Raw genomic sequence first — 13,160 nt, 5'->3', positions numbered from 1 at the left:
AACCGCCCGTGACGCCGTTCCGCAGGCACATTGCGGGACAGCTCTTAGGGCTTGCAGATCATTAACACGTTGTCTTGATCATGCTGCTGGCGTCGCTGCTCAGGGCTCGAACCCGAGCCTGGAGGGCTGTGAGGGCGGAGGGCGGAGTGGCCGCCGGCGGGATGATGACGCTGTGCGCCTTGAGCAGTGTCCTGATCTTCAGCAAGGTGCGGTGCATGGCGGTCCGACTGCTGTCGAACAGCACGGCGAGGGGTTCCGCGGCCAGGGCGACCCGCAGGTGAAGGACGGCTGCCAGGACCTGGTCGGGGAAGGCGAGCCGGGGCGGGCGGCCGCGCTTGACGTCGCCGGCGAGAGCCAAAGTGTCGGTGAGATCGCTCAGTTGCTGCCGGGACATGCCGGTCAGGGCGGGGTCGGACAGGAGATCGTGGTCCCACTCTGGGACCGGTTTCTGCGGAGCCCGGGGTGCTGGGACGGCTGGGCAGGGCTGGGGGTGCAGGGCATAGTTCCAGTCGCCGTGGAAGGCATGGCGGGTCAGTGGCAGGGCCGCCATCTCTGCTTCGCCGATCTGGACTCCGGTGGGGTAGACGTTGGTGTCCAGCTCGGCCATGACACGTAGTCCGGTGCGGGTGGTGGTCGCGGCGATGGACTGGACAATGACTTCATGGCTGGTCAGCGGGCGGCCGCGCCAGTTCATGGTGATGTGCGAGAAGAGCCGGTGCTCGATCTTGTTCCACTTCGACGTGCCCGGCGGCAGGTGGCACACGGTGATCGTCAGTCCTGTTTCGGCCGCGAGCCGGGCGAGTTCGAGCTTCCAGGCCCGGGTGCGGTAGCCGTTCGAGCCGCCCGCGTCGGCGGTGATCAGCAGCCGAGTTGCCTGCGGGTAGGCGACCCGGCCCTGGCCGTGCCACCAGCGGCGAATCGATTCCACCGCGAACGCGGCGGTGTCGTGGTCGGTGCCCACGTTGACCCAGCCGGTGTTCGCCGCGAGGTCGTAGATCCCGTACGGGACGGCCTTGCCCAGCTGGGGGTCGGCGAAGTCATGGACGTTCACCGGCGCCGGATCAGCCGCAGGCCGCCACTGGCGGCCGTTGTTCTTGAACTCGCCGACGAGCTCCTTCTTCTTGGTGTCCACGCTGATCACCGGCTGGCCGGCGTCCCGGTAATCACGAACCTGCTCGTTGAGATAGCGGAACTGGGCATCTCGATCTGGGTGCTGGCTTCCCTCGATGGTCTTGGCGTTGGCCTGCAGACTGAAGCCTTCCTCCCGCAGCAGGTCGGCGACGGTGTCCGCGCTGACTTTGTGCCCGGTCCGGGCCAGCTCCCGCGCCAGCGTGCGGGTCGACTTCACCGTCCACCGCAGCGGCGACATCGGATCGCCTCGCTCGTCCGGCTCGACCAGTGCAAGGAGGGCCGGCCGCAGCCCCGGATCAAGATCTGCGACCCGCTTGCGGCCTCCGCCCGGTCGCCGCACCCGCCCCAGAGGCTCCTCGCCGGTCTCCAACTCGGACACGCCCTTGCGGACCGTGGTCTCACTCACCGCGGCCGCCCGTGCCACGGCCCGAACACCACCATGTCCCAGAACACGGGCCTCTGCGGCCATCAGTAGCCGTCGCTGCCGCTCATCCAGATGCGGGAACAACACCGCGAACTTCATGGCGAGTTGAGTACAGGTCTCGTCCGAGATGCGCATACCACATCAACGAGCCATGAGACAGGAAGCAACACCTTGATGATCTGCAAGCCCTTAACTTGTCTTTTATCCTCAGGCACTCGCGTGACAGCTACGGTTGATCGCCTGGATCGGGCCCGGTGCGGGGCGGTGTTGCCGGTCGGCGCATGATGACCGTCATGGAGAGCGCGGTCGAGAAGATCAAGGTCTGGTTCCGCCTTGTCCCTCGTGAGGGGTGGTTCCCACAGGACACTGAGGGGCTGTGGGCCACGAAGCTCGGCGACGATACGGCCTGTGTGCAGAACGCCCCCTTCCTTCAGGATGGGGTGGCCGAAGGCGACGTGGTGCGGTACCGGACTGACTCCGACGGGCTCCACTGGGCTGTCGGTCGGGTCAGCTCCTCCGGCAACTGCACGGTCCGTGTGGTGCCCGTGCCCACCGGCCCCCTGGGACGCAGTCCGCAGATGGTGCATCAGCGCCTTTCGGCGTTCAGTCTTGGAGGCGAGGTCTTCAGTGTGGACTTCCCCATGGTGGCCTTCACCGCGCCAGCCGGCGCGGACTTCGCAGGGATCAAGGCCCTTCTGATGCAAGGCCAAGAGGAAGGTTGGTGGCACTACGAGGTCGGCTGTGGCACCGATGAGTGGTGGAACGCCTGAGTTTGTCTCTCGCCTCTGATCTCGAACATCGAGTCGCACAGGTTCACTCACCTGGGCATTCGCCGGACAGGCGGACGGCCCCCGCATGAGCATGCGTTCCGCCACGGAATCACGTTCATACGAAGGCCGCAGAGGTGAGTGTGCTCGACCATGATGCCCGGCGGGACGCTTTCGACTTCGCGTCCCACTTTAGGGAGGACTTCTACGCATGTCTGACCCGGCGCGGTGACACGCTGTTCGAGCTCACGGACGCGATGCTCTGCGGGGACGGCCCGGTGACCTCGCCGGTCGACCTGACGCTGCTGGCCGAGCACCGGCGTGGGCACGGCGCGTTGTACGACGCGCTCAACCAGGGCCACATCGACGTGGCCGGGCTGCGCAAGGCGCTGGCCATGCTGCCGCAGCCCAAGGCCGCCGACGGGCGCCTGGTCCTGGCCGTCGATGTCTCCGCGTGGCTGCGGCCCGACGCGCCGACCAGCCCGGACCGGCTGTTCTGCCATGTCTACGGACGCTCGGGACGCTCCAGCGACCAGTTCATCCCCGGCTGGCCGTACTCGTTCGTCGCCGCGCTGGAGACGGGCCGCACGTCGTGGTGCCAGCTGCTGGATGCGGTCCGGCTCGGCCCCGACGACGATGTCGCCGAAGTCACCGCAGCCCAGGTCCGCCGCGTCGTCACCGACTTGATCGCCCAGGGGCAGTGGGAAGCCGGTGACGACGACATCCTGGTCGTCTTCGACGCCGGCTACGACGCCCCGCGCATGGCCTACCTCCTCGACGGCTTGCCCGTCGAGGTCCTCGGACGCATGCGTGCGGACCGGGTGATGCGCCGTCCGGCGCCCTCGCTCAAGGAGTACGCCCTGTCCTATCCTCAGGGCGGGCGACCGCCGAAGCACGGCAAGGAGTTCCGCTTCGCCAGGCCCGAGACCTGGGGCGAGCCCGACGCGGAGACGGTGCAGGTCACCGACCGCTACGGCACCGCGAAGGCGATGGCCTGGGACCGTATCCACCCGCGGCTCACCACCCGCAGTGCGTGGATCGACCACGACGACGAACTCCCCATCATCGAGGGCACCCTGATCCGCCTCCAGGTGGACCATCTGCCCGGCGGTCACGACCCGCTGCCCGTCTGGCTGTGGTCCTCCAAGACCGGTATGACCAGCGAGGACGTCGACCTGCGGTGGCAAGCGTTCCTGAGGCGCTTCGATCTTGAACATACTTTCCGTTTCGTCAAGCAGACGCTCGGCTGGACCCGTCCCAGACTGCGTACTCCCGAGGCCGCAGACCGGTGGACGTGGCTCGTGCTCGCGGCACACACCCAGCTCCGGCTCACCCGCGACGCCGCGGCCGATCTCCGACGCCCCTGGGAGAAGCGGGCCGAGCCCGCCCGGCTCACCCCGGCCCGCGTCCGCCGCGGGTTCAGGAACCTCCGCCCTCACCTGCACAGTCCGGCCCGTGCACCCAAACCCTCAACGCCCGGCCCAGGGCGCCCACTTGGATCGAAGAACCGGCGACCCGCCACCCGTTACGACGTGGGCAAATCGACTAGACGCCCTGAAAGCATCGCTGAACGTAATCAACTCAAAGCTCACAAACCATAAAAAACAAGCTTAAAGCGTGTTGCAGAAGGCTGTGAGGGGGGCATTTCTGCTGTTTGGGTGGGGTGTTGAGGGCTGAGCCGTTGTGGGTGGAGACGTTCACGGGGCTGCGGATGCGGCAGTTCGAACGGCTGCTGAAGGTGGTCCGGGGACGGGGTGGGAACGGTCCTGGCGGTGGTCGGCCGTGGTGTCTGCCTCTGGCCGACCGGGTACTGCTCGTCGCGGTGTATTACCGCACGAACCTCACCATGCGGCAGCTCGCGCCGCTGTTCGGCGTCTCGTCGGCGACGGTGTGCCGGGTCATCCAGCGGCTGCGGCCGCTCCTGGCCATCGAGCCGGCCACCCGCCCTGCCGATGTGGTGGAGCGGTTGTGGATTGTGGATGGCACCCTGATCCCGGTCCGCGACCGGAAGGTCGGAGCCTCCTCACGCAACTACCGGTTCTCCGCGAACGTGCAGGTCATCATCGATGCCGACACCAAACTCGTCATCGCGGCGGCCAGGCCGGTCCCTGGGACGACCGCGGACGCGAAGGCATGGCGGGACTCCGGCCTGGCCGAGCGATGTGAAGGCGTGACCGTGCTGGGCGACGGGGCCTACATCAACACCGGCCTCGTCGTCCCGCACCGCAAACGCCCCGGACGGGCACTCCTGCCCGGTGAGGAAGAGGACAACGCCGAACACCGACGGGTCCGCGCCCGCGTCGAGCACGCCTTCGCCCGCATGAAGCACTACAACATCCTCCGCGACTGCCACCAGCGCGGAAACGGGCTCCACCACGCCGTCCAAGCCATCGCCCACATGCACAACCTCGCCCTCGCCGCGTGATCACACCGGCCACAACCCGGCTCTGACCTGCCTGAACACAACCTTCTGCAACACGCTTTAGAGACCACGGGCCCAATTCCCTGGGCCTATGAGCCCTTATTCTCCCCTTCAGCTACAAAGCGACAGCGACACCTTTTAGGGTCTTGTCTGTATCGGTGGCTAGCTTTTTCAAGGAATTCATAATCCCTACCTGTTGATGGATGATCTCGCGCCTTGCGCCTCGATGAGGCTTTAGTAAGGCGAGGGCGGCATAGGTACCAAATTTTCTTTGGGGCCGGCCCGGCGGCGGGCCGTTCGCGTCGGGCTTACCGTCGCTGGCGTCGCTCTGGCAGCTTTGACCAGCGCGGCTGGATATTTCGGAGAGGAGGGCACCTCGTGGGGCGACGCATGGGGATGGGAGTACGTGGCACCCGCCGGTCTCGTGTGACGAGTTCTGGCGCTATGTTGAAGGTCCCATGGACGGCCGCTGGTACTGTGACCGCATCGGCTCACCCGGTTTCGCTCAGACTGCGGAGGCGAGGAGCCGTCCGCAGCAGCGGAGGCCATTCTCGCCGCGGACGCGGACGCGGACGCTACCGCTTCGAACCTTCGCTGCACGTGCCACCGAGCGGGAGTTGTAGGCGTGTCGGTCCTGCGTCACGTGGGTGAGCCTCTAGGAAACGGTGCACCGTCTGAATCATCGAAGACGGTGCACCGCCTTGTTGAGAAAGCAGCTAAATGTTCTTCCTGGCCCCAATAGTGGCCGGTATCCTGCTAGGTTACTTGGTCCGCGGACGGCTGCGCAAAGTCACCAATGCGCCTTTGCGGTACATGTGGTTGCTATGGACGGCGGGAATGTTTAGCTTCCTCAACTCCCTTGCCTTCACCAGCGACACAGCCAACCGCCTGCAGATCCCTTTGTTGGCCTTCGTCTTCATAGCCTTGTCGGTCTGGGGCGTGCGCAATATCCAGCACGCCAATCGTCAGATCCGTCCGCCGCTCCAATTGCTCTGCAGCGGCACTGTACTCAACGCCTTGGTCATCGTAGCCAACGGGCGTATGCCGGTTCTTCTGCCTGCTTCTTGGGCAGAAAAGCAAATGGGCAGCGAACGTGGGGAGATCGGGAAGCATGAGGTTATGAATGCCGACACTTTGCTGCCTTGGCTGGGTGATGTCATTCCCGTAGCGGGGGGCCGCCTCCTGATCAGCATCGGCGACGTCCTCATCGCCTTCGGCTTGGCAGCTCTATTTCCTGCCCTCATGCGACAGCCTGAAATCGCTCAGTCTGAGCATATAGAGCATTCACCGTCGGTGTTTCTTGACTCGCCTAGCAGATAACCTCGGTCGTCCGTGAGGCTGCGCCAGCTCGCTATTGCGACGTGCGGTCAGGTCCCGCGTCGGGTGGGCGCAGGACACTTGCTGAGGTGGTTGAGGCGCCTGCGGCGCATGTGATGCGAGCGCAGCATTGGGCGCTGTGTCGCCCGCAAGGGAACCGAGACGTCGCCACGACTGGGCCACCCCCGCAACTACCTCGCTTTCTTGGTTCGCCGCCGCAATCCACTGCTCCAAACGACTCCTCCACCTGACCGCATAGGGGCACGCTCCTCACGAGGTAGGCAGGGCAGCCTGCCTTCCGGTTGGGGATGCGGTTCGAGATCAACACGAGTGGTGCCAGTTCCTCCTGTTGAACGACGCGCCGCTCTCCCGCGGCAGCCGTCGCCTCCATCTGCGGATCTTCGCTACTTTGTCCTGGCGTCACGACTTGGCCTCAGCGTTGATGCGCCTTGCCGCCCCCAGCCGGCCACCTGATCTGCGGCACATCTTGCCGCCCACGACCTGAGGACCTCCCAGCCCTGGACCCGAGCATCGGGACCCAACCATGTCCATCTGGTGACCTTTTGCGCGAAACGGGGAGGCTGCTCAGCTGGGCTAGCCAATCGGCTGTCGTCGCCACCTGGGGTGGCGCGGCGAGCATGCTCCCTCCCCACAGCCGTCTGGTCACCCTGGCGCGGCTGACGCGCGAGTTCGGTACGTCGGCCGACTCACGGTGCCGACGGCCGTGCCCTTCCCCCTGGAGTGGCAGCTGGACAGGGCTCCGCAGACAGGAAGGTCATCCCATCGCGCTCACGCGAATGTTGGAATGGCCGTCGGCGATGGTAAGTCCTGAGGCCTGCGAGCAGCTGCGCAAGTCCTCTGTGACCGGCTCACCCTTCGTATCCCACCTCGCCAGACCAATTCTAATTTGGCGCTAGCGGCTCAATGCCGCCCGGTGCAGGGGCCCAAGGGCCCAATGCGCTAGGTTTTTTTGGGACTTCACCGAGCCCAGTGTCCTTGCTATCTTTATCGTCGACCGAAATTGCGGAGCGGTGTCCCGCAGGGCGAATAAGGTCAAAGCGGCCTGAGCTGCCGCTGTAGATTGATTTCGGCGTGCTCGACCGCCATTGGGACCGGAGTGTATCCCGAGTGCTTAGGTTCACCTTGCGAGAGGCTCTGTGCTTGATCGTGGCATGTGTAGGGGCAATCGCCATCGGAGTGATTTTCGCGGCACTCAACCGGGACCATATCGATTCGACCCGAGAAGCGCAGCGAAAAGCGCCTCTTTCAATTCAAGTCGGTCAGATATGTGCGGTAACAGCTCCCAATCAGCCCGGTAAATCGTGCCTGTCTGCGGGCTTCGGTGCTATTCGATTTCATTGCCTGCCTGGGAAGCTTGGTAGATGTCCTGAAACTCGAGTGATAGGGGTTAGGAATAGTGGAACCGTTCCGCTGCGGCTGACCGTTGTGAGCGGCTCAAGCTCGGGAAAGCGCTTGAGTGATGTGTCACTCCTCGAGGCTGGCAAGGAAGCCATGGTGTCGCCCCCAACGGGCGACACCTATCTGCTCGATATCCTAGTAAAGCCCATTGGAGACGGCAGGCTGCAGTTGCGAGTTATCCATGTGGAGTAGAGAAAATCGCGACTGGTCTCCATCTGTCGGGTGGAGGCGGCTGAGCGTCAAGATCGTGGTAGCGATGGCTGTCCTGGCCATTGGCATTCTTTGGCCTAGAATCAACCTCTCGCCGCAGGACAGTAAGCATCGCTCCGAGTATGTAACGATCAGTGCGGGGCAAGTATGCGAAAGTAGACTAGGTCCCGATTTTGACGTTTCATGCGGCACGGCAAGCTTCGGCGACGTTCGCTTCAATTGTCGAGAGGCGTACTCGCGGCAATGCGTCAGGACCAATTCCGTGACAGTGAAGAACGTCAGTCGCCAATCGGTTCAGATAGCCGTTATTAGCGGCTCGGTTCCCGGAGAGAGGAATATCACCCGGCAGTCAGTCCTATCGCCGGGGTCTAGGGTCACCTTGCGGCCTCGCGGCCATGATTCATTCCTATATGACATAACCCTACTTGCAACTATCCAAGGATTTTGCGGCATTAAAGTGATTCAGGTGACGTAGTGTCCTGCGCCGGAGACTCGTCGGCATGGCGAGGACTCGAGGTCTTCTCGCCTCTTATGAACGGCTTGGGGTCCTCTGGCCGGCGGCGGATGCAAGGTTCAAGGACCTGGGCCCCTGTTATGGGCGTCGCGACGGATGGTCTGGTCGGCCAAGAGGCCGAACCACCGCTCGACCTGATTGATCCGGGATGAGCAGGCAGCCGAGGATGCCGCGGGCGGGATCGACTAGCTAGGACATGTCGGGGGGACGCGCCCGCGGTGGCGAGCCCATCAGCACGCGCCGCCAGCGCGAGGTAAGCGCCCCCGGCTGCTGCTTCTCAAAGGGATGCCAGGCGGGGACCGAACCAGGCCGATCCGGGACTGCGGCAACTGGCCGCCGGATGAAGGAGGTGGTCGGATCGGCAAAGCCTGGGACGCCCTGCGGAGGCTTCACCACCCAAAATCCATGCCGAGGGACAACGCCGACATCTCGCGTTCGTCCTGCCGCCCGGACACTACGGTGACGGACTTCAGCTCGAACGGGTGCCGGAGCAGGTTTCGGTGCCCCGAACCGGAGTGGGCCGACCTCGCACCTGCCCGACCATGTCCTGCGGACATGCCCTACACGACCCGGGCGAACCGCCGCTACCTGCGACGACGCGAGATCCGGCGCTCCATCCCCGAACGTCTCGACCAGCAGAGACATCGAAAGAACCGAGGTTCCCGAGACAGTGGACCCACCGGTTTCGACAGCGAGTGCTTCGGTAGAGGACGGTGTGGGACTACTACGCGAAGGGGAACGGACGGGACTGCAGTTGGTCCACGACCGCTGCGGGACAAGACCCGGCGCACGTATGGCCGGTCCGTGGACCGGCTGGCGGGCGTGGTTGATGCGCAGGTTGTGAGGACTTCCACCAACGTGACCGGGAAGAGGCAGGCATCGACGCGAAGACGATCAATGGCCGCAAGCGCCAGGTGGCCACGAACGCCTTTGGCCTGGTTGATCGCCACGGCAGCCTCCGTGCACGACTCCGTCGGGGGCAGACGCTAGCTCGACGAGCTCGATGAAAGCGGACCGGACCGTTCATCAGATCACCCAGATGCCTTGAGGACGTCGCGCACGATGGGACCGGCAGTGTCTGCCCCATGTCCGCCTTGCTGCACGACGGCCGCGGCGGCTACATCATCGCGGTATCCCGTGAACCAACTGTCGGAGACATCTGAGCCGGAGACCTCTGCCGAGCCTGTCTTGGCCCCTATAGCGCCGGTCAGCCCACGCATCACGTCGGCTGCCGTCCCACGCTCCGCAGTTCTGGTTAGCATGTTTCGCAGCTGCCGTGTGACTGCAACAGGAAGAGTGCGCTGGGTTCGCGCAATCACGCGGTTGTCAAACTCGGGCGACAGCAGAATAGGTTGTTTAAATTCGCCTGTCGACGCTGTTGCAATTACGGAAGCCATATTTAGAGGGTTCATCTGCACCAAACCCTGTCCGATCATCGCCGCCGCTGAATCGGGTCCATGAGCGACGGGGACAGTTCCGTCTGACGTCGTGACTCCACTGCGCCAATCGAGTCCGATACCGAAGACCTCCCGCGACTCTTTCGTAAGATCGGATGCTGTGATGTCGTCGGCAAACTCGATGAAGGCAGTATTGCAGGATTGGATGAAGCTGTCCGAAAATACACCGTCAGGTATCTCGAAGCCATTGATGTTCTGGAAAGTTCCTCCATGGAACGTGGTGAACTTCGGGCACGGCGTCCTTCCCTTCTCGGTCACCAGCCCTTTCTCGAGCAGCATTGCTGCCGTTATGATCTTCATGGTGGAGCCCGGGGCAAGCTTTCCTAGGAAAGCCGCATTGAATCCGTCCTTTCTGTTGTTTGCCACCGCCAACACTTCGCCGGTGCTGGGCCGGATTGCGGCGACTGAGGATTCGGGATATTGCTTCACTGCCTTCTCTGCGGATCGCTGGAGGGCGCCCGAAAGCGTCGTGCGAATTTTTCCAGGCTTCCCTGATGTGACCGAATGCAGCGTCTCCGTCGTGTGCCGGCCAGCCTTCTTGATGTGAATTTCCAGACCCGGTGTGCCGCCGACTCGTCCGCCGTATCGCTCCTGAAGTTCCAAGACAACACCCGCGAGGGAGGCGTATCCCTCGGGAGCGAGCACCTCTCCATCGCGGTCGAGCACCTCGACCTGAGGCACTTGTGCCTCAGCGGTCTCCAGGACGTCTCCCTCTTCGAGCTGCGGATGGATGACACTAGGGTGCCACGCGACGACAGGCTTTTCGTCACTCCTTTTCCGCGTCACTTCAAGAGTCGATTCGTACTTCCATGTCGAGTCCCTGCCACCCGCTCGTATGCGTGCGGTCACCGTGAAAGTGACCTTGGGCCCAGTTTGCCGGTACGCATGCGAAATTTCGGTGACCCCTACCCTCTCCCCGAAGCTGCGAAGGGCTTTTGTTGCGCCTTCGGCATTGTCTGTGGCGCCGCCCGCCGTTTTCAGATCGCCGTCGGCCCACGAACTAAGAAAGGCCTCAGTAGCGACACGTATCTCATCACTTTTCAGCGGCTGCGGGGCTGTGAACTGGGGTGATTCGATGAGGCAGTAGGTTCCCGTCACTGCGAGCAAGAGCGCCGCCGCTCCTCCACCCACTGCCAGTTTCTTGTTTCCACGCATTGACTCTCCGTTTCTTGAAGCCGTTCTCAGCGAATTGAACCTTGCTGCCGTTCGGCTGTTCATTGAACGATCGTGGTGCTGGAGCGGGCGACGTGTCGTCGCCCCCTACCCTGCAACCCGTTATAAGGGTGATGAGCAAGACGGGTATGGATAGGTGAACTGCCATCCGAGCTAGAGAAGACATCAGGGCCACTTTTCGTATGGGCGCACGGGCAACGGCATCTGCTTCACGTGCGCATCCCTTCCGGGCGGCCGCTCCGCATAGTGTCGGTAGAGGGAGGGATATAGACGAACCGCGAACCAGTGCCCGTCCTGTCAACTGAGACGGTGAGCAATTTCGGCCTGCCTATGTGGTGCCAGGTGTTCGGTCCAGTAGCAGAGGAACCCTGGGGGTCTCAGAGTGCCAGTCTCGACATCCCCCAACGCAGAAAATGCTCTGCCCGCGGGGTTCCGTCCCGAGGACCGAGTACGCGACCGTCAGAGGTTCACCACCTACCAACCCAGCGGACGTACGGTGACTGCCGGACCCAGTCAGCCGAGGCCGCATGCCCGACGATGGCTAGGCCGACCAGGATGGTGTGGAACCGCCAGGATTTGGCCTTCGTCGGCAGAGCTTTCCGACGGATACTCCAGTGACCACCCAACAGGCATACTCGGCTATTGGACAGGCCCAACATTTCCTTGAGGCCGTGGTCCCATCGGCGACCGATACCGCCAGATCCGTCATGCACGGTTCAACGAACGATCAAGCCGTAAGAAACGACGTCTCATGGTCAGCTTGAGGAACCGCTTGTAGCAGCAGTGGGCGGATGCCAGCCCGAGAAAGGCTAGACACCTCATGTAGCTACTGATTCCCAATGTGGTTGTCAACACGGCCTGGTGACTCGCTGTGAGCGTGTCAGCCCAGCGGGAGGGGGCTCGGCGGCGGGGTGATCTCGAAGGTGCGACCGTCGCGTATGAGGGCCCACAGGACGTTCAGACGACGTCGCGCGAGCGCGATGATTGCCTGCTTGTGGTTCTTCCCCTCAGCTCTCTTGCGTTCGTAGAAGGCTTTGGAGGCGGGCCAGGAGCGGGAGGCGACCATGGCGGACATGTAGAAGACGCGCAGCAGCCGGCGGCAGTAGCGGCGGGGTCGCCGCATGTTGCCGCTGATGCGTCCGGAGTCCTTCGGAACGGGGGCCAGGCCGGCGACTCCGGCGAGGCGGTCGGAGCTGCCGAAGACGCTCATGTCACCGCCGGTGTGGGCGAGGAACTCGGCGCCCAGGACCGGTCCGATGCCGGGCATGCTCAGGATGACCTCGGCGTGCGGGTGGTCGCGAAACCGGCCCTCAATCAGGGCGTCGGTCTCGGCGATCTCCTCATCAAGGGCCATCACCTCCCTCGCCAGCCTGGCCACATGGCGGCGGCCAGCTTCTCTCCGGCAACGGTGGTGTGCTGGGCTTCGGCGGCCTCGCCGGCCGTGGCGGCGACGAGCTTGTAGTTGCGGACCTTGCGGTTCTTTCAGCCAGGTCGCGAGCCTGCTCTTGCCGGTCCTGCGGAGCGCGGCTGGGGTCTGGTAACCGCTCACCAGGACCAGGGCCGCCTTCGAGGTGCTGTAGTAAAGACGCGTTCCCGGGCGGGGCAGTACTCCAGCATCTGGGCGCGCAGCCGGTTGATCGCCCTGGTGCGGTCGGCCGCCAGGTCCAGGCGGCGCGAGGTGAGGATACGCAGGTCGACGGCGATGTCGTCGCCGCGGTGCACGGGTTCGAGGTCGCGGCGCATACGAGCTTGGTCGGCGATGACGAAGGCGTCCTTGGCATCGCTCTTTCCGTCGCCCCGGTAGGAGCCGGAGGCATGGTGGACGGTGCGGCCGGGGATGTAGAGGACCTGCTGCCCGTTGTCGGTCAGCAGCGTGATCATCAACGCAGCCCCGCCCGAGTTGAGATCGATAGCCCACGTGACCGTGTTGCCCTCGCTCAGCTCCAGCACATCGGCGATCAGCCTGAGCAGCTCGGTCTCGTCGTTGGCCACCCGCCGCGACAGCCTGCGTTTGTCCTCAGCGTCGATCACTGTGCAGTGATGCGCGGCCTTGCCCGCATCCGTACCGGCCCACAGCTCGGGCACGGCCACCTTTGAAGTCGATCCTGTACCTGTCCCAGCAGACGACCTCGCCAGTGTGTCCTTACCAAGCGATCTTGCCGCGCGCATCCCAATCAGTGGCCGAGTCGTCGCGGGGCAACGGGCGGCCAATCAGTAGAAGCCACTCGTGCGGCATGAGGTTGACAGCCACACCCAGTGCCCCAGGGCCTCCCGATCCCACGAGTGACCGGGATCAACCCACCATCAACGTAAGGAGGTTGAACTC

Annotated in this window: 6 protein-coding genes and 1 pseudogene; 4 read left to right on the top strand and 3 right to left on the bottom strand. The window is 63.9% G+C overall.

Annotation, left to right across the window (positions count from 1 at the left end; genetic code table 11):
- Nucleotides 1-61 precede the first annotated feature (61 nt).
- Entirely contained in the window at nucleotides 62-1,690 is a 1,629-nt protein-coding gene (locus tag MDN94_RS36640) for an ISAzo13 family transposase (RefSeq protein WP_482727900.1), read from the bottom strand.
- Nucleotides 1,691-1,836: 146 nt separating this feature from the next.
- On the opposite strand from MDN94_RS36640, the gene MDN94_RS36635 reads away from it, so the two are divergent.
- From MDN94_RS36635 to MDN94_RS36620, 4 genes are all read left to right on the top strand, one after another.
- On the top strand, nucleotides 1,837-2,325 hold the full coding sequence (locus tag MDN94_RS36635) for a DUF4265 domain-containing protein (RefSeq protein ID WP_482730100.1): 489 nt from the start codon (nucleotides 1,837-1,839) through the stop codon (nucleotides 2,323-2,325).
- Between the two features lie 140 nt (nucleotides 2,326-2,465).
- Nucleotides 2,466-3,923, top strand: a complete 1,458-nt coding sequence (locus MDN94_RS36630; protein WP_482730099.1) for an NF041680 family putative transposase — start codon at nucleotides 2,466-2,468, stop codon at nucleotides 3,921-3,923.
- A 53-nt stretch (nucleotides 3,924-3,976) separates the two neighbouring features.
- Nucleotides 3,977-4,747 (top strand): transposase family protein, encoded by a 771-nt coding sequence (locus tag MDN94_RS36625; protein WP_482730098.1) that lies wholly within the window; start codon nucleotides 3,977-3,979, stop codon nucleotides 4,745-4,747.
- 717 nt (nucleotides 4,748-5,464) lie between these two features.
- Nucleotides 5,465-6,064 carry a DUF5317 family protein gene (locus tag MDN94_RS36620; protein WP_482730097.1) on the top strand — a complete coding sequence of 200 codons (600 nt, stop codon included), beginning with the start codon at nucleotides 5,465-5,467 and terminating at the stop codon, nucleotides 6,062-6,064.
- 3,171 nt (nucleotides 6,065-9,235) lie between these two features.
- On the opposite strand, the gene MDN94_RS36615 is transcribed toward MDN94_RS36620, so the two are convergent.
- Together MDN94_RS36615 and MDN94_RS36610 are read right to left on the bottom strand one after the other, a co-directional pair.
- Nucleotides 9,236-10,816 (bottom strand): penicillin-binding transpeptidase domain-containing protein, encoded by a 1,581-nt coding sequence (locus MDN94_RS36615; protein ID WP_482730096.1) that lies wholly within the window; start codon nucleotides 10,814-10,816, stop codon nucleotides 9,236-9,238.
- Nucleotides 10,817-11,714: 898 nt separating this feature from the next.
- Nucleotides 11,715-12,919, bottom strand: a pseudogene (locus MDN94_RS36610) (IS110 family RNA-guided transposase).
- Nucleotides 12,920-13,160: the final 241 nt, after the last annotated feature.

It is taken from the genome of Streptomyces sp. WAC00040 (assembly GCF_056835925.1).
The sequence above is the reverse complement of the archived record's forward strand: the minus strand, read 5'-3'. Positions and strand labels throughout refer to the sequence as shown.